The organism is Nonomuraea cypriaca (genome assembly GCF_015645445.1).
GTDB lineage: Bacteria > Actinomycetota > Actinomycetes > Streptosporangiales > Streptosporangiaceae > Nonomuraea > Nonomuraea cypriaca.
In genome coordinates this window covers 23,717-45,162 of sequence record NZ_JADOGI010000043.1, presented here as the reverse complement: position 1 = coordinate 45,162, position 21,446 = coordinate 23,717, and the positions used below count along the sequence as shown (strand labels likewise).

The following is a 21,446-nucleotide window of genomic DNA, read 5'->3' as shown; positions in this document are numbered from 1 at the left end:
TGCGTGTTTGAGAAGGCTTGATCACGGTCGAGGTGCCGTGGCATCCGGCTGGCGGATGGTCATCGTGGCTTGGTGCGGTGCGGGGCGTGACAGAAAGGCGCTGACTGTTGGTGTGCCAGCCGGGCCAGCTCACGCGCCTTGCTAGTGGCTGTTACGACGTCTTCTGCCAAACCGAGACGTGGTTCCTACTGTCGCTGGTGTAAGACTCGCGCTTCCAACCGGCCCATCGTTCGCGCAAGGTCATTCCGGCGATCCTTGCCATCAGGTCGAGCTCGGACGGCCATACGTAGCGGTGCGGCGATGAACGGGTCTCAAGCCGGCCGTCCACTACCCAGTAGTGATGGGAGACGGCGATCTGCGACGCCACTCTGTGCCAAGCTCAAGTGAGACTGTGGTCAGGTTCGTGATGGTGTTGCGCAACAGGTAGGCGAGGGCGAAGGCGTGACCCACCCTGGTGGTGGCGAAGTCGCCGATGGTCACGCTGATGTTCTGCGAGCCCACCGAGCATGAACGATCTTCTCAAGCGCGCACTAAAGGGCTGTGCGGTAGCTCAGGTCTTTGGCCGTTAGAGACGTGGGCGTCAGTTTCAGCCACGCCGTGCCGCGTTGTCCAGGATCATCATGTAGATAACGCACAAAACGGGGGTCCCAACAGGACTCATCTTCGCCCAGGTATCGAGCCAGCTTGCGCCGACCGCGTGGCACATCGAATGGAACGAGTACACCTCGTCCGCTCACGATGACCTGACGGACAAGACCCGTGCTCAGATCGCAGTCGTCCACCGCAAGAGCGACGTGAGGGTCTCTGCGGATCCGCCGGAAGAGCTTCGTCCATGGCCCCGTCAAGATCCAGAAGGCTCCTTCCTCCCACAGGTACCACACCGGACGCACAGTCGGTCCGCTGGTCGCGATGCGGGCAGTGAGGGGCTGAGCGAGAAATGCATCGAGATCGAAAGAGGAACGCGTCATGGGGGCATCATCCCCGTCTATCGCACCAGCAGAAATACGACATTCGGCCTAGGACCATCCACCTGAAGTCGGCTCCGGAAAGCCGGATCTCGAATCTGCGCTAGGCGATCAACCTCATATGCGCTACTCGGTACGCCCGCTTGGATGCCTCGGGTAGCGCGGTCCCCATGGGCTGGGCTCCCGCATCACTCAGGTCGTCCTGCTTGTCGGCGCCGACGCTCGTCGTCACGCCACCACACCAGACACGGCTGGAACTGGGGGCAACTGCGCCGTCACCTGAAAGACGGCTCCGGCCGGTGGGTGATAGCCGCAGGCGGGAAATCGAGTACACGGCTCGCGGAGAACGGTCCAGCGCTGGGTAGGCCACTCGTGGGCAAGGTGAACGGCTCGTGTATCGCTAACCTGAAGGAACTGCGCCCCCGGTCCACCGGACGTAGCGCGCTTCGACTGCTGTTCGTCTTCGACCCAAGACGCGACGCCATCGTCCTTGTTGCCGCAGACAAGATCAAGGCGAGCCCTCGCGACCCTAACCGCTGGTATGAGGAGGCCATACCGCACGCAGAGCGGCTGTACGAAAATTACCTAAAAGAGCGCGCAGAAGGGGAGGGGCAGAACCAATGACGACGTGCGCGGCCGATCTTCCCGCCCGTCACGTCCAGGCAGACCCAAACAGACCAAGGGCCGGGGCCAAGATTGTTCTTCAGGTGGGGAGCTCCATTCTTGGCCCGCTTGCTCTCCGGGTGGACGAGGCAGACGAGAGATCATGTAGGGGGAGGAGTAAGAGGCAGGGAAGGGGTACCGAGGGAGGACCGCGCGAGGCGGTCTTGAACTAGCCGCTGGCGGTGCGCAGGAATGCGGCGGGCATTCATCGCCCGTTGCAACAGATCAGAATCGAACCCGTGCGTGGCCATGTAGTCGAGGAGCGGGTCATATCGATCAGCCCGGTCTCGCAGGAGCTCCGAAACCAACCGGAGTTCCAGCCGGACTACCGGCACCTGGTGAGAGCCGCAGGTGACCAGGACGTAATGCTGCCATGGCCCGCTGCCCGCACATTCCACCCCGTCCGAATCGACTTGCCTCTCGACGGTGCTGAGCTCCAGTTCGACCCCATTCACCTCGAACCTGGTGAAGTATTGCGAAGATTCGGGGAGCCATGAGGCGGTATATAGGCAGGGGAACGATGAGAGTGCTGCGGCGAACGTGTTTACGTCTTCTCGGCTAGCGAGCAAGATGTCGATGTCCCCAGCAGGGAGTGGGACGCCTTGCAGGAGTGCGGCGCTTGTACCACACACGCGATACGCCGTGTCGATGTCCGCAGCTCCGAGTGCAACGAGCACCATGTCTAATGTCGTAGTTATATCCGTCAGGTTCAGTGATCTTGTCCCGTCGCCCATATAAATCAACGTAGCAATCATGCAAGTGCGCGAGTCAGTCCTCCCGGGCGGTGGGAGCCACCTTGGGAGCCACTCGAACGGACGCGCGTGATCGGTTCCCCGTCGCTCATCGATATGGACCAGTGCACCAATGGCGGTACCGGCAGGAACGGAGCGCAACGGCTGAGGACAGGTAACCCGCATCAGCGAAAAGTCCCCGGACAGGCACGCCGTCTCAGGGGCTCTTCGGTGTCTTGATCCAATGCGTTGCCACCGGCTCCGCGGGCTGAGGTGTGCTGTACAGCAACCGGTACAACAACGCGGACTCACTCAACCGCATGGCGGCCACCCAAGCCTGCTGCTCAGACCCACGTGAAAGTGATCGACAAGCCGTCCGCCCTTCCAAGCCACCCGCACGAGATCGCCGAGCAGATCGCCAGCGTCTTCTACGAACAGCCACCGTCGTAGCCATGCGGTGGGAGGTCCGGGAGACCGCCCGGCGAGCCTGGGTGTCGGTCGCGGGTGTGGACGACGCGTGGCCCGCGTTCGGCCGCTCCGGTGCGGAAGCGGCGTCGAGGTCCCGCATCAGCGGCCACGCGGCTGTGTGTCCGACGCCGGGAGTGCTCGTATCGAGGCGGCGGTTGGGTACGCGGAAGCGCCGCCGGCGTCTCTTGGGTCTGGCGACGGTTCCGCTTGTCAGGTCTCCAGCAGGGGGTTATTCGCGGCCGTGGCGATGTTCCAGCGGCCGGCGCCGAGCAGGTGGAGGTGGTGGGTGTGGAAGGCGTGCAGGGTGCTGCGATGGCCGACGCTGACGAGCATGCACCGCGGTAGGTGCTCGCGGATCAGCCCGTACAGCGCGTGTTCGAGCCCCTCGTCGACGGCGGACGTCGCTTCGTCGAGGAAGGCCAGGCTGGGCCGGGTCAGCAGGATTCTGGCGAACCCGAGCCGTTGCTGCTCGCCCGGCGACAGCGTGCGCGCCCAGTGAGCCTCGTCGTCGAGGCTGTCCTCCAGGTGGCCGAGTTGGACCCCGCGCAACGCCTCGCGTGCCTGTTCCTCACTGATCAGGTGTCCGGGTTCGGGGTAGGCCAGCGCGGTGCGCAGGCTTCCCAGCGGCAGGTACGGCTGCTGCGACAGGAACAACGTGTGGGTCCCCAGTGGGCGGCGGACGATGCCGTGGGCGTGTGGCCACAGGCTCGCCAGGCTGCGGAGCAACGTGGTCTTGCCGCTTCCCGACGGCCCCCTGACGAGCAGCGCCTGCCCCGGGCTCAGGCTCAACGTCAGGCCTTCGATCAGCGGTTGGCTGTTGGGACGCCATACCCGCAGGTCTTCGATCTCCAGCGCGTCGGGCCGGTGGGTGAGGGCGGGACCCGACAGGGCGCGCGACTCCCTGTTGGCGTCCATCAGCGCAGTCAGCCGGTCCAGCGTCGCCCGGTAGGCGGCGAACTGTCCATAGGAGTTCCTGAAGAAGGACAGCGCGTCATGCACCTGGCCGAAGGCGTCGGCGGTCTGGGTGACGTCGCCGAGCGAGATCGTTCTGTTGAAGAAGCGCGGCGCCTGAATGATGTACGGAAACACCACCGAGGCCTGCGACACCGCGCCGTTGAACATCTGGAGTTTCAGCGACCGCTTGGCATAGGCCCACGTGTTGGCGATGGCGGCGGAGAACCTGGCGGACAGTGCCGTCCGTTCCACCTCCTCGCCGCCGTAGAACGCGACGTTCTCGGAATTGTCCATCAGGCGCATCAAGGCGTAGCGGTACGAGGCGGACAGCCTCTCCTGCAGAAAGCTGAGCGGGATCAGTGGGCGGCCGATCCTGAAGGCCATGAACGACGCCGCGATCACGTAGGCGTAGGCGAGGAAGACCATCGCTCTGGGCACCTGGTGCCCGAAGATCGTCATCGCCCCGGACAGTGACCAGAGGACGGCGGTGAACGACACCAGTCGCAAGGCGGCGGCGACCGCGTCGAGCGAGAGGGTGTAGGACTGTTCCGTGAACAGCGCGATGTCCTGCTCGATGCGCTGATCAGGATTGTCGATGGGAGCTTTGACGAACCTGCCCCGATGGTAGGCGCATCCGTCCAGCCAGTCGGCGAGCGCGTGGGCGTTGAGCCCGGTTCGCCAGTGAATGGTCAGCCGCTGGGTGATGAGATAGGCGAGTTGGCTGCTGGAGACATAGATCGCCGCCAGGACCGCGATCACGATGACGTGGAACCAGAACATGCTCGCGTTCATCGCCTGCAACGACGTGAACAGGCCATTGGTCGCGTACGACAGGAGCACCTCGAGACGCACCCCGAGAACCGTCAGCCAGAACAGCAGCAGCAGGGTCACGAGCAGCCGCCAACTCGCCCAGGTGCGGCCAGGCCGGAAATACGGGAACGCCAGCCGCCGGAACTGCCGCCCCCACCGGGTGTAGCGCGTCAGCAGCAGGATCGCCAGAGCACCGCCGAGGACGATGACGCCGGAGTCCTCCGCGGTCGAGGTGAATGACGTGAGCCACTCGTGCCGCCAGTCCATGAATGTCCTAAAAGTCCTATATATGCCCCTATGGTAGGTTATAGGTAGCTTCTAGGCTTCACCGCAGGTCAAAGGCCACTCCCCGTGATCGGGAGCCTCTGGCGTCATTCACTGAGGGCGAGTGACCGGAACCACCGTGACCAGGTTGTCCAGGCCCTTGAAATCCCTGGGATTGCAGGTGTACAGAGGGAGCCGGTTCGCGATCGCCACACAGGCGATCATCAGATCCGCGGTGCGGGGGCGTGGCTTACGACCTGAGGCGATGACGGCCGTCCACAACTGGCCGTATTCGCGGGCCGCGGTGTCGTCGAAGGGGAGTGGGTCGAACTCGGCTTCGGCGGTCTGCAGGATCTTCATTCGCTGGGCGAGTTCCTGCGGCCCTGCCGCCACCAGGACGCCGACCGAAAGTTCCGCGGTGGTGATGGCACTGATCATCATCTCGTCCGGGAGCTCGTCGGGATCGATGCCGGCGCGCAGGATCAGGATGTCGGTGTCGAGCAGCCCCAGGGCGTGGGTCATCCCTCGTCCGCCCCGAATTCGCGTCTGCCGTACGCACGATCGTAAGGGTCGTAGAGATCGTCGTTGACGTGGCGGTCCATGTCCTCGCGATATCTACGGTCGTCCAGTCGGGGCATGCCGCGCGATACAGCCGCGAACTCCGCGCGCGAGACAGCACGGCGCCGACGGCGAAGAGGGACCAGGTCACCGATGTGATGGCCGTTACGGGTGACGGCGTACCGCTCCCCGCGTTCCAGGCCATCCATGATCTCCGCCGACCGGTTACGCAGGTCGCGTTGAGAGATCTCATGGGAGCGGTCAGGCTCAGGAGTGCTCACACCTGAAGCTTACCGCGTGCTGTGCCATAGGGTGCTACGACGTAGCACATCCCGAGGCATCTCGGGCGCCAAGGGCGTTTATCCTGGTCAGAGCTAGGGGGTGGGCTGTGGCGGAGGACGGTCTCGTGTTGGTGACCGGGGCCGGCGGCGGTGTCGGAGGCGTGAGTCGTACCGTCGTCGAGCTGCTGCTTGCGCGTGGTCTCGCCGTACGGGCGATGGTGCACCACGATGACGACCGCGCCGGGGAGCTGCGGGCGATGGGGGCGCAGGTGGTCGTCGGCGATCTCACGCGTCCTTCCGACGTGGCGCGGGCCTTGGCCGGCGCCGGCCGGATGTTCTTCAGCATGAGCGTGTCACCCTCCTATCTGGAGGCCGCCGCCACGGTCGCGAGCGTGGCGCGCGAGATCGGCGAGCTCGAGGCTCTGGTCGGCATGTCCCAGATGACCGTGTCGCAGATGAGCGCGCTGAGCACCGAGGAGTCGCACCAGCAGCGCCTGCACTGGTTGTCCGAGCAGGTGCTCGACTGGTCCGGGCTACCGGTCGTGCACATTCGCCCGACCATTTTCCTGGACAACCCGTTGTTCACGACGCTGGCCGCGCGATCGATCGCCGGCAGCGGGACCATCAGGTTGCCGTTCGGCACCGGCCGTACGTCACCGGTCGCGGCCGTTGACGTCGCCGAGGTCGTCGCCACGGTGTTGCGGGATCCGCGGCCGCACGTCGGCAAGGTGCACGAGCTGACCGGTCCCCGGTCGCAGGACATGACCGGTGTCGCCGAGGAGTACTCCCGAGCGCTGCGCCGGCCGGTGTCCTACGTGGACGTCCCGCTGGACACCTGGGTGGACCAGGTCCTGTCCCGATCCGGGATGGGGGCGCACGCCGAAGAGCACGTCGCCACCATGGCGCGGCTGCATCGGCAGAACCGCTACGACCGCTCCACCAGCACCGTCGAGCTGATCACCGGGCGACCGGCCCAGACGATCGAGGAGTTCGTCGCCCAACGTGCCGATCTGTTCACCCGGTGAAGGGCTCGTGCGTCAGTCGAACTCCTCGACGTACTCCTCCGGTGGTCCCAGCTCGGGCCGGTCGCGTAGCTCCAGGGTTCCGCCGAGGCGTTCCAGTTCGAGGACCGTGACGATGTTCTCGCCCGCGCGCAGCAGCGGCGCCGGGCAGTACAGCGTGACCTGCGGCCCGATCTTCCAGTAGCGGCCGAGGAGGAACCCGTTGACCCAGACGAGGCCGCGGCTCGACCCCGGCAGCGCGAGGAAGGTGTCCGCGGGCGTGTCGACGTGGATCGTCGCGACGGCGAACCCGGCGTGCGTGGTCGCGGAGCCGGCGGCGACCGCGCGGGCCAGGTCCGCGGCCGACCATTCCTGCAGCGCGATCGGCGTGCTGTCCCAGCCCTGCACGATCCGCCGATCCACGAGTACGGGACCCAGCAGGCCCTTGTGCCGCCCGATGCCCGGCCCGTAGTTCACCCGGCCGAGGCTCTCGACCAGGACCTCCAGGCGTACGACCGCACCGGTTCCGCACACGGAGAAGTCGTCCGCGCCGCCGAGGAGGGTGCCGTCGGCGAAGACCAGGGCCTGGTCGCGTACGTCGGTGAGGACGAGCCGGTGCTCCCCCGCCGGGATGCGCGGATGCGCGGTGTGCAGGACCATTCCCGCGTCGAGTCCCAGCTGCTCGAACGAGGCCGGCCGCGGCCCGGTCGAGGTGGGCGCCGGCACGGCGCGGAGGCCGGCGAGCAGGTCGGCGCGGTGGACGAGCGGGACCCGCGCCGGCGGCAGTTTCGGCGTCCGTACGGGCATCCGCACCGGTCCGCGCGCGCCGAGGACCTCCCGTACGGCGAAGAACTTGGCGGTGAGCGTGCCGTCCTCGGCGACCGGCGCGTCGGAGTCGTAGCTGGTCACGGTGGGCTGCAACCGGCCCTGGTCCTCGTTGGCGCCAGCCCAGAGCCCGAAGTTGGTCCCACCGTGGGCCATGTAGACGCTCACGCTGCCGCCGTCGGCGATGATCCCGTCGAGGGTGCGCACGACGCTCTCCACCTCGCGGACGTGGTGCCGCTCGCCCCAGTGGTCGAACCAGCCGTTCCAGAACTCGGCGACGACGAACGGTTCGCCGGGCCGCCGCGCCGCGAGGAGCTTGCGGGCCAGGTCCGGCTTGGAGCCCAGGGTGACGGCCGTCAAGGTGCCGGGCAGGGTGCCGCCGTCGAGCATCAACTCGGTGGGGCCGTCGGCGGTGAACAACAGCTCCATGATGCCCCGCGTGGTCAGGGCCTCGCGGTTCCAGCGCAGGTAGGCGTGGTCGTCGCCGAAGCTGCCGAACTCGTTCTCCACCTGCACCGCCACGACCGGCCCTCCCTCTGCGGCCTGGAGCGCGGCGATGCGCGGGACCAGTTCGTCGAACCAGCGGCCCACCGCGGACGTGAACCCCGGGTCGGAGCTGCGGATCATGACGTCGCGGCCGGTGAGCCAGCTCGGCAGGCCGCCGTTCGACCACTCCGCGCAGATGTACGGCCCGGGCCTGACGACGACGTCGAGACCCTCCTCGCCCACCACGCGGATGAACCGCTCGACGTCCCGCCACCCGTCGAAGCGTGGCGCCTCGTCCTGCCTGGGCTGGTGGAAGTTCCATGGGACGTAGGTGTCGACCGTGTTGAGCCCGAGGTCGGCGAGCCGGCGGATCCGGTCCCGCCAGAGATCGGGGTGGACGCGGAAATAGTGCAGCCCCCCGGACAGGATGCGATGGGGTACGCCGTGCCGGAACAGGCGGCGCCCGCGCCAGGTGAGCGCGCTCGTAACGGCGCCGGCCTCAGTCGCGTCGGTCGTGGTCGTCGTCGGGGCCGGAGGGGTGTCCGGCGCGGGCAGCTCGATCACGGCGGTGAGCCTATGTTATCGATGCCATATGTAACAAGGCGGATATGATCGGGTGTGACGACATCGCGGGCCGGCCGCGAGAGAGGAGCGCCATGACCAAGGCCACCGAGCGGCCCACGAGGCAGCCGAGCATGGCTGACGTGGCCAGGACCGCCGGGGTGTCGGCGCAGACGGTCTCGCGCGCGCTGCGCGACTCGCCGAACGTCAACCCGGAGACCAGGAAACGCGTGCTCTCCGCCGTGGAGCAACTCGGCTACCGCTTCAACAACGCCGCCAGGGTGCTCTCCTCAGGGCGCAGCCACACCATCGGGCTCGTGCTGCTGCAGTCCGGCGGCTACTACTCCCGCTCGGCGGTGACCGCCGGGGTCGAGGCGGCCTCGGGCGAGGCGGGCTACGCGGTGAGCATCGCGACCATCGCCAGGCTCGACACCGGGCTGATGGAGCGATCCCTGTCCAAGCTCGCCGACCAGGGCGTCGACGGCATCGTCATCGCCGTGCCGCTCATCTCCGTGACGCAGAAGATGGAGGACATCACCAGGGACATCCCCACCGTCACGCTCGACGGCTCGCGCACCTCCAGCGCCCGGGTGCTCGGGATCGACCAGAAAGAGGCCGGCCACCTCGCCACCCAGCACCTGCTCGACCTCGGGCATCGCCAGGTCTGGCACGTCTCGGGCCCGGACGAGTGGATCGAGGCGCGCCGTCGGCGGCAGGGCTGGCAGGAGTGCCTGGCCGCGGCCGGGATCGAGGCGCCGCCCCCGCTGGAGGGCGACTGGTCGCCGGACTCGGGCTACCGGCAGGGACAGATCATCGCGCGGATCCCGGACGTCACCGCCGTCTTCGCCGCCAGCGACGAGATGGCCTTCGGGGTGGTCCGCGCCCTGCGTGAGCACGGCCGGTCGGTGCCCGCCGACGTGTCGATCGTGAGCGTCGACGACATCGCCCTGGCGGCCTACTGCTCACCGCCGCTGACCACCGTACGGCAGGACTTCTACCGCTCCGGCGTGGCCGCCGTCGCCCTGTTGCTGCAGGGCGACGACGCCGATGACGCGTCCGTCGCCTCCCCGTCACTGTCGGTACGCGACTCGACGGCGCCCCCGCGCTCCCCATGAACCACAGGCGGCCCTTCCTCAAAAGTGCCACTTGCGTGTTCCATGTTATCGATGCCATCGTAACAAGGTCCGGAATCGGCCAAGTGATCCAGATCCCCGGCCGGTGACGTGGTGTCACGGCGGCGTGACCGGACCGGACTCATTCCGCTCGCACCCAGGTGGGCAGACGTCCACGGGAAGGATCCCAGAATCATGAGGAGATCACTCGTCCTGGCGGGCGCCGTGGCCACGGTGCTCGGGCTGCTCACCGGCTGTTCGTCCGGCGGGGACGGCTCGGACTCCGGCAAGACCACCCTGAGCGTCGCCGCTCTCGAAGGCGGCTACGGCAGGGACATGTACACCCAGGTCATCCAGGCGTACGAGACCGCGCACCCCGACGTCGACGTGCAGTTGCAGATCTCGAAGAGCATCGAGGACGAGATCACCCCGAACATGAAGGCCGGGCGGTATCCGGACGTCGTGGTGCTCGGCCAGGGCCGCAAGGCCGCGCTCACCGAGACCCTCGTCAAGGACAAGGCCCTGGAGGATCTCACGCCCGTGCTCCAAGCGAAGGTCCCCGGCGAGGACAAGACCGTGGGCGACAAGCTCACCGAGGGCATCGTCGGAAACCTCAACACCAACCCGTACGGCACGGACCAGACGTACCTGATGCCGATGTACTACGCGCCGACCGGGCTCTTCTACAACAAGGGCCTGTTCGCCGAGAAGGGCTGGGAGGTCCCGGCCACCTGGGACGAGATGTTCGCGCTCGGCGACAAGGCCAAGGCCGAGGGGATCTCGCTGTTCACGTACCCGACGGCCGGGTATCTCGACTCGTTCTTCTTCGCGCTGCTCGCCGACGTCGGTGGGGAGCAGTTCTACAACGACGTCATGACGTACAAGCAGGGCGTCTGGCAGACGCCGCAGGCCAAGCAGGTGCTCGACATCGCCACCCGGCTGCTGGGCCACGCCGCGCCCACCACGGTCGGGTACGCCAACGAACAGGACTTCACCAAGAACCAGCAGTCGGTGCTGGACGACAAGGCGCTGTTCATGCCGAACGGCACCTGGATCGTCGGCGAGATGGCGGACGCCCCGCGCGCCGACGGCTTCGAGTGGGGTCTGACACCGCTGCCGGCGGCTGCCGAGGGCGGCAAGCGCTACCTCACGACGTCCGTCGAGTCGGTCTGGATCCCCAGCGCGGCCAAGAACAAGGACGCGGCGAAGGAGTTCATCGCCTACCTGTACTCCGACGCGGCGGCGAAGATCTTCGCCAAGTCGAACGCGATCCAGCCCATCAAGGACATCGTGAGCAGCCTGTCCGGGGAGAACGCCGAGTTCTACAAGGTCTACGAGGACCCGACGGTCACCGCGCTCGTCGGCGGGTTCGCCGGCACCGCGCCCGTCGAGGGCGTCGACATCAAGGCCACGCTCTTCGACACCGCCAACAGCATCATCAGCGGCGACAAGACCCAGGAGCAGTGGCAGAGCGCGCTCGACGACGCCAGCGAGAAGCTGCGCCAGGCGGGCAGCTGACGTGCCCGGCGGCGAACCGTCGCGCCCGGCCCGCCGGCGCGGCAACGGCGGCTTCGTGCTCGCCTGCCTCCTGCCGGCGCTCGTGCTCTTCGTGGCGTTCATGGTCGTCCCCACCGTGAACGTGTTCCGGATGTCGTTCTACACCTGGAGCGGCTTCTCCCCTGACATGCGTTTCGTCGGGCTCGACAACTTCACCCGGCTCCTCGACGACCAGCAGTTCGTGCGCGCGTTCCAGAACACCGTCGCGCTGCTGGTCGTCGTGACCGTCGTGACGATGGGCATGGGCCTGTTCCTCGCCGCGATCATGACCAGGCAACGGCTGCGGGGCCGGGGCGTCTACCGGTTCGTCCTCTACATCCCCAACGTGCTGTCCGTGGTCGTCATCGCGGCGATCTTCTCCGCGGTCTTCGACCAGCAGAACGGCCTGCTCAACGGCACGCTGCGGCTGCTGTCGCTCGACGGCCTGCAGCAGGTCTGGCTCGGCGACCAGCAGCTCGTGCTCTGGTCCCTCGCGATCGCGATGGTCTGGCAGTCGCTCGGCTACTACATGGTCCTCTACATGTCGAGCATGGCGAGCATCCCGGAGGAGCTCTACGAGGCCTCCGGGATCGACGGCGCGTCCGCCACCCGGCAGTTCTTCGCCATCACCCTGCCGCTCATCTGGCAGAACCTCCGCACGACGCTGACGTTCTTCGTCATGAGCGCAGTCAACCTCAGCTTCGTCCTGGTCCGCGCGATGACCGGCGGCGGTCCCGACGGCTCCTCCGAGGTCCTGCTGAGCTACATGTACAAGCAGGCGTACACGAACTCGTCGTACGGCTACGGCATGGCCATCGGCGTCGTCATCTTCGCGTTCTCGTTCTTCGTGTCGCTGCTGGTGAGCCGCGCGACGCGGCGCGAGCCCCTCCAGTTCTGAGGACAGCCCCATGACCACGATCAACCCACCCCGCGCCCGCCGCGACCGGCCGAGGATCGGCCGGGCGCTGACCTACGTCCTCGTCGCCGCGATCGCGGTCGTCATCGCGGTGCCGGTCGCCTGGGTGCTGTTCGCCTCGCTCAAGCAGAAGGGCGAGTTCTACGGGAGCCCCTGGGTGCTGCCTGAGGGCCTGCACGTCCAGAACTACGTCGACGCGTTCGTCACCGCGCACATGGGACAGTACTTCTTCACCTCGGTGCTGGTCACGCTGCTCGCGCTGGTGTTCGTCCTGGCGGTCTCCGTGCCCGCGGCCTACGTCATCGCACGGTACGAGTTCCGCGGCCGCGGCGTCGTGGAGGTCGCGCTGCTGGCCGGGCTGTTCGTCAACGTCAACTACATCGTCGTGCCGATCTTCCTCATGCTCGTCGGCTGGGACCGCGCGCTCGTCGACGTGCTCCCCGGCGGCTTCTTCATCGACAACCCCGGGGTCCTCTCCCTCGTGTACGCGGCCACGTCGATCCCGTTCACCATCTACCTGCTCACCGCGTACTTCCGGTCGATACCGGCCTCCTTCGAGGAGGCCGCCGCCCTCGACGGGGCGTCCCGGTTCCAGATCATGACCAGGGTCATGCTGCCGATCGCCCGCCCTGCGGTGATCACCGTGATCCTGTTCAACTTCCTGGCCTACTGGAACGACTTCATCATCGCGCTCACCCTCCTCCCGGGCGAGGGCAAGACGCTGCAGGTCGGCCTGCTCAATCTGATGACCGCGCAGAAGGCGGCGGCCGACTACGGGCGTCTCTACGCCGGCATGGTCATCGTCATCGTCCCCGTGCTCATTCTCTACGCGCTCATCCAGCGCCGACTCATCGAAGGCATGTCATCCGGCGGCGTCAAGGGCTGACAAGGAGAACCTCGTGAAGGACCTCATGAAGGAATCGACGCGCGGCGTGCTGCTCGTCACCGCCAGGACACTGGTCGCGGCCGTCTGCGTCGTGGTCGTCGTCGTCGCCAGGACGACCGTCGGGTGGGGCAGCCTCGCGATCATGCTCTGCGCGCTGGCGGGGCTGCTGGCCGTACTGGCCGCGTACAACCGGAGGTTTCGATGACGGACGGGCGGGCGCCGGCCGCGGTCCGGCCGAGTGAGCGCCAGGTCGCGTGGCAGGCGATGGAGTTCTACGGGTTCGTCCACTTCGGCATGAACACGATGACGGACCGGGAGTGGGGCGAGGGGCACGACGACCCGGCCGCGTTCGACCCGGCCGGACTCGACGCCGACCAGTGGATCAGGTCGCTCAAGAGCGCCGGGATGACCGGTGTGATCCTGACCTGCAAGCACCACGACGGCTTCTGCCTGTGGCCGAGCGACGTCACGACGTACACGGTCGCCTCCTCGCCCTGGCGTGACGGCCGGGGCGACGTCGTCGCGGAGGTGGCCGAGGCGGCCCGGCGGCACGGCCTGCGGTTCGGGATCTACCTGTCGCCCTGGGACCGCACCGAGGCGTCGTACGGGAGCGGAGCCGCGTACGACGACTTCTACATCGCCCAGCTCACCGAGCTGCTCACCCGGTACGGGCCGGTGTTCTCCGTGTGGCTGGACGGCGCGAACGGCGAGGGCCCGAACGGCAGGCGGCAGGTGTACGACTGGGAGCGGTACTACGCCGTGGTCCGCGAGCTGCAGCCGGACGCGGTGATCAGCGTGTGCGGGCCCGACGTCCGCTGGTGCGGCAACGAGGCCGGGGACACCCGCCCCGACGAGTGGAGCGTGGTCCCGCGGGGCCTGCAGGACGCGGAGCGGATCGCGGACCGCTCGCAGCAGGCGGACGACGGCGCCTTCGCCCGGCTCGTCCGCAGCGACGACCGTGACCTCGGCAGCCGCGCCGCTCTGGCGGGGCACGAGGACGACCTGGTCTGGTATCCGGCCGAGGTGAACACCTCGATCCGGCCCGGATGGTTCCACCACCCGGCCGAGGACGGCGCGGTCCGTTCCGTGGACGAGCTGTTCGACATCTACCTGCACGCCGTCGGGGGCAACTCCTGCTTTCTGCTCAACGTCCCGCCGGCCCGTGACGGGCGGCTGCGGGACGCCGACGTGGCCGTGCTGGAGCGGCTCGGGCGGCGCATCGAGGGCTTCCGTGCCCGGCGCGCCGAGGCGACCGCGTCGGTGTCGTCCGGGACCCCGGGCGACGTCGCGACGGCGTGGCCGGGGAGGGGGCGCATGCCGTGGCGGCCGGACGCCGCCGACCTCCGGCCCGGCGTGACGCTCACGTTCACCCGCCCCCACCTGGTCGAGGCGATCGTCGTGGGCGAGGACATCACGTGGGGGCAGCGCATCGAGCACATCGTCGTACGGGGCCGCAGGGACGGCCGGTGGACGACGCTCGCCGAGGCGAACGCGGTGGGCTACCAGCGCATCCTGACGTTCCCGCCGACCGAGGCCGACGCCGTCATGGTCGAGATCACCGAGGCCAGGGACACACCCGTCGTCGCCCGCGTGGCCGCGATCTCATGAAAGTCACCACGAATCGCGCCGCGAAGAGCGCCGGGAAGAGCCCCGCGAAGAGCGCCGGGAAGGGCGCCGGGAAGGGCGCCGCGAGGCGGCCGTCGCGGCGGCGGGCCGTGGTCCTGGTCGCCGGTGTGTGCGTCGCGCTCGCCGCTCTGGTGGCCGCCGTCGTGGTGCTCACCCAGCGCACCGATGAGGTCGCCTCCCTCGACGGGCACGCCGTGACCCACGACGAGCTGCTCTTCCACATGCGGCGGCTCTCGCCGAAGGTCCAGAACGAGCTACGCACCCAGTACGGCCTCCGCGGCGCCATCGACTGGACCGCGAAGGCCGGCGACAGGACCGCGCTCCAGCGGCTCGCGACCCGCGCGCTCGACGAGATCTGGCGGGACAAGAGCACGCTCATCCTGGCGAAGGAGCAGGGACTGATCGGCTCAGCCGACCACGAGGACTTCCTCGCCGAACTGGCCGGCGAGAACGAGCGGCGGGCCGGCGCCATCGCCAGGGGCGAGGTGGTCTACGGCGTCGCGGAGTTCGCGCCCGAGGAGTACTACTCGCACCGGCTCACCGAGCTGACCACGCTGCTGAAGGAGCGGCTCAGCGCGGACGGCCCGCTCCGGGTCACCGACGCCGAGGTCCGGCGGGCGTTCGACGCCGACAGGGACGCCTGGAGCGCCAACGCGACCACGTACACGTACAGGAAGCTCGTGGTGCCGGTGCCCGACGGCGCCTCCGCGGACCACGCGGCCGGCGTCCAGCGGCGGGTCGCCGCCGCGGACGGGCTGGCGCAGGTCGCGGACCGGGAGCTAGGCGCCCGGCTCACGACCGCCACGCACCACGGCGGCGGCTCGGCCGCCCACGACCAGGAGCTCATGACGGTGCTCGGCGAGCTCTCACCTGGCCAGATCTCCGGCCCGGTCCCGGGCACCGGCCAGATCACCTACTACGAGCTCGACAGCAGGACCGTCGACGAGGACGCGGCGTTCGCCGACTACTCACGCCGGATCCGGCAGTCGCTCGTGGAGGAGAAGTTCAACCAGTTCCTCCAGCGCCGGGTGGACGACAGCGACATCGAGGTCGACACGGCGGCGGTGGAAGCCATCAACACAGAGGATGTACAGCAGTGAAACCTGTCGGTTCCGCACCACCCCCCGTCGCGCCGGCACGCCGACCTTTGGCACGGGTGCTCCGCATGGGCCTCACCGCCCTGCTGGCCACGCTGCTCGCGGGGTCGCTCGCTCCCCCGGCGTCCGCCGCAGCGGCCCCCGCTGCCGCGAAGCCGAGCCTGCCGGGCAACTCGCCGAACGCGGCCGGCGGCACGGACTACTTCGTCGACGCCACGAACGGTCACGACGACGCGTCGGGAACCTCGCGGGAGACCGCCTGGAGCAGCCTGGCCAAGGTGAACGCGACGACGTTCAGGCCCGGGGACCGGATCCTGCTCAAGGCCGGCGAGCAGTGGCAGGACGAGCAGCTGTGGCCTAAGGGCTCGGGCGGCGCGGGCAAGCCGATCATCATCTCGGCGTACGGCGACCCGCGCGCCGGCAGGCCGTACATCGCGACGAACGGCAAGATCCCGAGCCCCTTCCGGGCGAACGGCACGAAGAACCCCGAGACGGTCGGTCTGACCGGAGCCATCGTGCTGCGCAACCAGCAGTACTTCGAGATCAACAACGTCGAGCTCTCGAACGACGACGACTTCGCGACCGACATCACCACCGGGACCTACGTCCGCGACGGCATCTCGGTCTCGATCAACGCCGACCTCCTGCCTGCGGGCGCGGACAGCGTCATGGACCACTTCCGCGTCTCCGACGTGTACGTCCACGACCTCGACGGCCCCAGCACCTGGCAGAAGATCCACTACGGCGGGGTCAACTTCCAGGTCTTCGGCGACCACGGCTACAAGGAGTACGGCACCGGCGGCCACTACTTCAAGGACGTCAGGATCGAGGACAACACCTTCGTGAACGTCGAGCTGCACGCCGTTCAGTTCGCGTTCAACTGGTTCGGCGCCGACGGACGGGACGCCGGCGAGTACGACGAGAGCGGGAAGTTCCACGAGGGCTGGGAACAGCTCTGGGTGCGCACCCGCGACCTTTACAGCCGTGACGTCTACATCGGCCACAACTACGCGGAGAGCATCGGCCAGGGCGCGATCCAGCTGGCCAACACCAAGAACATGTTGGTCGAGTACAACGAGGTCAACGGGTTCCTCGAGCGCTACGACGCGGTGTCCTGCGGGCTCTATCTGTGGGCGGGCGCGGACTCGGTCATGCAGTACAACGAGGTGTACGGCGGCCCGGACAACGAGTTCGACGGCACCCCGTGGGACCTGGAGTACACGAACTTCAACGTCACGTACCAGTTCAACTACTCGCACGACAACGCGGCGGGGTGGATGGCGTACATGGGGAACAGCTCCGACTCGGTCGCCCGCTACAACCTCAGCGTCAACGACAACGGCGTACTCGTGAAGAACATGCTGTCGACGAACTACTCGCCGACCTACTTCGCCAACAACACCTTCGTGTACGACGGCGCGGACCTCGACTACGTACACGACGAGACGTTCCTGAGTCCCGTCTACTTCCTGAACAACATCTTCTACAACGCCTCCACGACCAAGCCGACGACCTGGTACCGCAGAACCGGCGCCCTGCGCCAGGCGGTGTTCTCGAACAACGACTACTACGAGGCGGGCGGCACCCCCTCCACCCAGGAACCGGCCGACCCGGCCGCCCTGCGGACCGACCCGAAGTTCGTCGGCGACCCGGCCAAGTACGTCACCGGAGCGGGCGTGGACCGGATCGGTAAGGCCGCGGCGCACTTCAGGCTGCGCGGGAACTCGCCGCTCATCGACGCCGGCCGGTACAACCCGCACCTGGGCGCCGAGGACTTCCTGGGCACCCACCTCTACTACGGCGACGCACCGGACATCGGCATCGCGGAAAGCCGGGTCGGCAAGAAGGTCACCGACCCGGTGGACGACGACCCGATCGAGGACCAGCCGGGCGACGACCGGGACAACCTCGCCCTCGGCAAGCCGGTCACCGCGAGCTCGACCCACCCCGGCGCGAACGGCACGCTCGGCGCCGCGAACCTGACCGACGGCGACCCGGCGACCCGCTGGGCGGCGGCCGACGACGCGGCCTACCCGATCACGCTCGACGTCGACCTCGGCGCGGACACCACCTTCGACGAGGTGTACCTCGACGAGTACACCGACTCGGGCACCAACCCGCGGGTCCAGTCGTTCGAACTCCAGCGATGGGACGCCGGGACCGGCTCCTGGGTGACATTCGCGAGCCGTGCCGACGGCATCGGACACGACCTGTCCGTGACCGGCTTCGGCGACGTCACGACCTCCAGGCTCCGGGTGGCGCTCACCGCGCAACTCCCCACCGAGCAGTACACCCCGACACTGACCGAGATCGCCGTCCACCACACCGGCGCATAGGCATCCTCCCTTTTCAAAGGCCCTCCGGGATCACGACCCGGAGGGCCTTTTGTAACGTCAGACGGTCAAATAGTGAGAAAACCGGTGGGGTCCATAAGTTCCCTGTAAGTTCATGCCTCGAATATCGTCCCTAAGCAGGAAAAGAGACATGACAGAAACCCCCCAGCAGCCCGCCACAGCAGGCCAGAAGGTCGCAGGCGCGGGCAAGGTCTTCGGCAAGCGCGTCGTCGCCTACGCCATCGGCGCCGTCGTCCTCGCCGGCGGCGCCTACGTCTACAACCAGCTCACCGGCGCCCCCACGACCGCCGAGGCCGGCGACTGCATGGCCGGCGCCACGGCCAACGAGCTCAAGGTCGTCGAATGCGCCGACTCCACCGCCACGCTCACGGTCGCGGGACGGATCGAGTCCAAGACGCAGCAGGAGTGGGAGGCGGACGAAGAGGGGGAGATGTGCTCGGCCTTCCCCGACGCGGAGCAGTCGTTCTGGGAAGGCGAAGAGGGCAAGACCGGCTACGTCCTCTGCCTGGCCCCCAAGAAGTAGCCCTTCGGCGTCGTCATGATCGGGAGATTCGCACCTCGGGCCGCCTGACGCCACGGGCGGGCGGCCCGGGCCCGCATCGCGAGCGGCGCCGGGTGCTGCTCGACGGCTGGAACGTCCCGGCCGGTCAGGTCCTCACCGAGCAAAGGTAGTGGACACCGCCCACGCCGACATGTCATTATTTGTCACATGATCGTTGGAAAGGACGAAGCCACCCTTCTCCGGTGAGCTTTCTGGTGCAGCGGGATGCTGCAGAAATCCGCGAACAATGGCTGGGCTGGGCGTTGTCGACGCTGCCCGCCGACCGACCGGCCGCCGAGGCCGCCATCTCCGGGCTGTACGACCTGGTCGGGCTCGCCCCACCGCGTTTCCACTGGGTCTCCTCACCCCTCGCCGCCCTGCTGACCGTCCCCCCGGGCGTTCGGCCGCGCGACGCCGACCGGCCCGTCTCCGAGCGGCCGCTACCGTACCGCCTCCGCTGGTCGGCGAATCGGCTCCACCGCGAGCTCGACAGCCGGATCAGGCCGGCGCAGCAGCCGTTCGACCAGGTGATCCGCTATCAGGTACGCGGCCCGCTGGCCCGATCCGTCACCAGCTCACTCCACCCGCCGCTGCGGGCGGCGCACGAAACACCGTTCAACCCCGCGACGTCCTGGTACACCACCCAGTGCGTCTCCTGGATCGCCCACTACGACGCCCTGCACCGGCTCGCAGGGGTGCGGTTCACCCCCGAGCAGGACAGACACCTCGGTCTGTGGGCCGCTGCGGCCAGGTCCTGCGGCTGGTGGTGGCCCTGGGAAGGCGTGTGCGTCGTCTCGGAGCGGCCCGTCACGCTGCACACCGAGATGGCGGACGACACCGGAGTGGTGCGGCTGCACCACCCAGAAGCTCCCGCGATCTCGTACGGAGACGGATGGGACCTGTACTCCTGGCACGGCACGCAGGTGCCCGACTGGGTGATCAAGGACCCGGCCGCCCAGCGGATCACGGACGAGCCCAACGTCGAGGTCAGGCGGTGCGCGATCGAGCGCATCGGCTGGGACGCCTACATCGAACAAGCCGGGCTGCACCTGGTCGCCACCGCTCCCGACCCCGGCAATCCCGGCTCCGAGCTGCGCCTCTACGACATGCGCAAGGAAACGAAGGTGCTCCTGGCGGTCAACGGGTCCGTCGAACGCGACGGCCGCCGCCGCAGGTACGGGCTCACCGTGCCCGGCTTCCTCACCGATCCGCTCGCCGCCGCCGGCTGGACCTACGGGCTGTCCGCCGAGCAGTACTCCAGACTTCTACGACGAACCTGAGGTGATCCCATGAACGTGACTCTCGCCACCCTTTCCCAGCAAACCGGGCTGACCGTGCTCGACCATCTCGAGCAGTCGGTAAGCATCCCCGTCGTCGACGGCCTCCAGGCCCAGGGCGACCTCATCGTCATCCCGCACCACGTCATCGACGAACTCGTCACGCTGTGGCCGAACGCCCCCTGGAGTGACGTGCCGCCCGAGGGAGTCGAGCTGCTACGCGGCGCGGCCGGGGGCAACCCGCACACCCTCGTCGCCGAACCCGGTGCCTGCCGGTGGACGACCCGGGTGATGGACACCGACCGGCTGGCGATCGGCATGTTCCAGGCGTCGGCGGTCGTCTACCTGCTGCACCCCGAGCACGGCGCCTCGGGCTGCGCGCCGGGCACGTACGTCGTGCGGCGGCAGCGCGAGAGCGAGGGCCGCCGGTCGCGGCTGGTGGCCGACTGAAGCAGCGGCTGAATCGGCGGCTGACTCAAATGCCGTGCACGCCGGCGAGGAGCTCGGCGGAGCGCATCCACGCCTTCCTGTCGGGCGCGGAGAACGCGACCATCAGCTCGTCCGCGCCGGCGTGCTCGGCGAAGTCGTCCACGTACGCCTTGACCTCGCCCGGGTCACCGACCGCCGAGTAGCGGGCCATCTGCAGGATCTGCTGCCCGGCCGGCGACTCGAGGATCATGTCGGCCTCCTCCTGCGTGAACGAACGCCCCCGCCCGAGGAACCTGACCACCCGCTGCCGCTTCATCGCCAGGAACTGCTCCTGCGCCTCCTCCGTCGTCTCCGCCGCGATCACGTTGAGCGCGGCGATCATGTACGGCCGCTCCAGCTGCGCCGACGGCTTGAACTCGCGGCGGTAGATCGCGACGGCCTCCTCGAGCGCGGCGGGCGCGAAGTGGGAGGCGAAGGCGTAAGGGAGGCCGAGCGCGGCGGCGAGCTGCGCCCCGAACAGGGACGAGCCGAGGATGTACAGCGGCACGTTCGTCCCCTTGCCCGGCGTCGCGTTCACCCCGGGGATGCGCGACTCGCCCGACAGGTATCCCTGCAGCTCCAGCACGTCCTGCGGGAAGGCGTCCGCCGACGAGGGCGTACGGCGCAGCGCCCGCATGGTCTGCTGGTCGCTGCCTGGCGCCCGGCCGAGACCCAGGTCGATGCGCCCGGGATGCAGGGTTTCGAGGGTGCCGAACTGCTCGGCGATCGTCAGCGGGGCGTGGTTCGGGAGCATGACGCCACCCGCTCCGAGGCGGATCGTCCGGGTGTGAGCGGCCACATGGGCGATCAGCACGCTCGTGGCCGACGAGGCGATGCTGTCCATGTTGTGGTGCTCGGCGTACCAGATGCGCTGGTATCCGAGCTCCTCCGCCCGCTGGGCCAGGGCCACGCTGGCGGTGAAGCTGTCGCTCGCCGTCTCTCCCTCGCCGATGTGCGCCAGATCAAGGATGGACAGCGGCAGAGCCATGGGTACGCGCCTTTCGCAGAGCGAGCTGATCTGGCTGTGTGCAACAGCCGCGAAGGCGCCCTTATTTCATGACCGGTC

General features: G+C 68.1%; 19 protein-coding genes. 13 read left to right on the top strand and 6 right to left on the bottom strand.

The features are described from left to right. Positions 1 to 530: 530 nt before the first annotated feature. Positions 531 to 968, bottom strand: a complete 438-nt coding sequence (locus ITP53_RS16685; RefSeq protein WP_195896305.1) for a pyridoxamine 5'-phosphate oxidase family protein — start codon at positions 966 to 968, stop codon at positions 531 to 533. A 144-nt stretch (positions 969 to 1,112) separates the two neighbouring features. Between ITP53_RS16685 and ITP53_RS16680 the strand changes: the two genes are divergently transcribed. Next, on the top strand, positions 1,113 to 1,589 hold the full coding sequence (locus ITP53_RS16680; RefSeq protein WP_195896304.1) for a type II toxin-antitoxin system RelE/ParE family toxin: 477 nt from the start codon (positions 1,113 to 1,115) through the stop codon (positions 1,587 to 1,589). A gap of 1,448 nt (positions 1,590 to 3,037) precedes the next feature. On the opposite strand, the gene ITP53_RS16675 is transcribed toward ITP53_RS16680, so the two are convergent. The 3 genes from ITP53_RS16675 to ITP53_RS16665 all read right to left on the bottom strand — a co-directional run bounded on the left by ITP53_RS16675 (position 3,038) and on the right by ITP53_RS16665 (position 5,694). Further along, entirely contained in the window at positions 3,038 to 4,858 is a 1,821-nt protein-coding gene (locus tag ITP53_RS16675; RefSeq protein WP_195896303.1) for an ABC transporter ATP-binding protein/permease, read from the bottom strand. Between the two features lie 108 nt (positions 4,859 to 4,966). Continuing rightward, positions 4,967 to 5,377: a type II toxin-antitoxin system VapC family toxin gene (locus ITP53_RS16670; RefSeq protein ID WP_195896302.1), complete on the bottom strand. Its 411-nt coding sequence runs from the start codon at positions 5,375 to 5,377 to the stop codon at positions 4,967 to 4,969. Then, positions 5,374 to 5,694, bottom strand: a complete 321-nt coding sequence (locus ITP53_RS16665; protein WP_195896301.1) for a type II toxin-antitoxin system Phd/YefM family antitoxin — start codon at positions 5,692 to 5,694, stop codon at positions 5,374 to 5,376. The genes ITP53_RS16670 and ITP53_RS16665 overlap by 4 nt, the downstream gene beginning before the upstream one ends. A gap of 107 nt (positions 5,695 to 5,801) precedes the next feature. Here ITP53_RS16665 and ITP53_RS16660 point away from each other — a divergent pair, with 107 nt between their 5' ends. Then, on the top strand, positions 5,802 to 6,719 hold the full coding sequence (locus ITP53_RS16660; protein ID WP_195896300.1) for an NAD(P)H-binding protein: 918 nt from the start codon (positions 5,802 to 5,804) through the stop codon (positions 6,717 to 6,719). A 12-nt stretch (positions 6,720 to 6,731) separates the two neighbouring features. Here ITP53_RS16660 and ITP53_RS16655 read toward each other — a convergent pair whose 3' ends face one another. Then, positions 6,732 to 8,570 carry a glycoside hydrolase family 35 protein gene (locus ITP53_RS16655; protein WP_207756035.1) on the bottom strand — a complete coding sequence of 613 codons (1,839 nt, stop codon included), beginning with the start codon at positions 8,568 to 8,570 and terminating at the stop codon, positions 6,732 to 6,734. A 92-nt stretch (positions 8,571 to 8,662) separates the two neighbouring features. On the opposite strand from ITP53_RS16655, the gene ITP53_RS16650 reads away from it, so the two are divergent. The 11 genes from ITP53_RS16650 to ITP53_RS16600 all read left to right on the top strand — a co-directional run bounded on the left by ITP53_RS16650 (position 8,663) and on the right by ITP53_RS16600 (position 20,362). Continuing rightward, positions 8,663 to 9,682 (top strand): LacI family DNA-binding transcriptional regulator, encoded by a 1,020-nt coding sequence (locus ITP53_RS16650; protein ID WP_195896299.1) that lies wholly within the window; start codon positions 8,663 to 8,665, stop codon positions 9,680 to 9,682. 192 nt (positions 9,683 to 9,874) lie between these two features. After that, a complete protein-coding gene (locus ITP53_RS16645; protein WP_195896298.1) occupies positions 9,875 to 11,197 on the top strand; it encodes a carbohydrate ABC transporter substrate-binding protein in 1,323 nt (440 codons plus the stop codon). Position 11,198: 1 nt separating this feature from the next. Next, entirely contained in the window at positions 11,199 to 12,113 is a 915-nt protein-coding gene (locus tag ITP53_RS16640) for a carbohydrate ABC transporter permease (RefSeq protein WP_328814732.1), read from the top strand. A 10-nt stretch (positions 12,114 to 12,123) separates the two neighbouring features. Then, the gene (locus tag ITP53_RS16635; protein WP_195896297.1) at positions 12,124 to 13,017 is read left to right on the top strand and encodes a carbohydrate ABC transporter permease; all 894 of its coding nucleotides are present in this window, start codon (positions 12,124 to 12,126) and stop codon (positions 13,015 to 13,017) included. 13 nt (positions 13,018 to 13,030) lie between these two features. Further along, positions 13,031 to 13,222 (top strand): DUF6903 family protein, encoded by a 192-nt coding sequence (locus ITP53_RS16630; RefSeq protein WP_195896296.1) that lies wholly within the window; start codon positions 13,031 to 13,033, stop codon positions 13,220 to 13,222. Next, a complete protein-coding gene (locus ITP53_RS16625; protein ID WP_195896295.1) occupies positions 13,219 to 14,625 on the top strand; it encodes an alpha-L-fucosidase in 1,407 nt (468 codons plus the stop codon). The genes ITP53_RS16630 and ITP53_RS16625 overlap by 4 nt, the downstream gene beginning before the upstream one ends. After that, a complete protein-coding gene (locus ITP53_RS16620) occupies positions 14,622 to 15,743 on the top strand; it encodes a peptidylprolyl isomerase (protein WP_195896294.1) in 1,122 nt (373 codons plus the stop codon). The genes ITP53_RS16625 and ITP53_RS16620 overlap by 4 nt, the downstream gene beginning before the upstream one ends. 65 nt (positions 15,744 to 15,808) lie before the next feature. After that, positions 15,809 to 18,076 carry a discoidin domain-containing protein gene (locus tag ITP53_RS16615; protein ID WP_195896293.1) on the top strand — a complete coding sequence of 756 codons (2,268 nt, stop codon included), beginning with the start codon at positions 15,809 to 15,811 and terminating at the stop codon, positions 18,074 to 18,076. A 148-nt stretch (positions 18,077 to 18,224) separates the two neighbouring features. Further along, a complete protein-coding gene (locus ITP53_RS16610) occupies positions 18,225 to 18,617 on the top strand; it encodes an LppU/SCO3897 family protein (protein ID WP_195896292.1) in 393 nt (130 codons plus the stop codon). Between the two features lie 221 nt (positions 18,618 to 18,838). Next, positions 18,839 to 19,915, top strand: coding sequence for a DUF6745 domain-containing protein (locus ITP53_RS16605; protein ID WP_195896291.1), 1,077 nt, complete (start codon positions 18,839 to 18,841; stop codon positions 19,913 to 19,915). A gap of 9 nt (positions 19,916 to 19,924) precedes the next feature. Further along, the gene (locus ITP53_RS16600) at positions 19,925 to 20,362 is read left to right on the top strand and encodes a hypothetical protein (protein WP_195896290.1); all 438 of its coding nucleotides are present in this window, start codon (positions 19,925 to 19,927) and stop codon (positions 20,360 to 20,362) included. Positions 20,363 to 20,387: 25 nt separating this feature from the next. Here the strand turns inward: ITP53_RS16600 and ITP53_RS16595 are convergent, their stop codons facing one another. Beyond that, entirely contained in the window at positions 20,388 to 21,368 is a 981-nt protein-coding gene (locus ITP53_RS16595; RefSeq protein WP_195896289.1) for an LLM class flavin-dependent oxidoreductase, read from the bottom strand. Between the last annotated feature and the right edge of the window lie 78 nt (positions 21,369 to 21,446).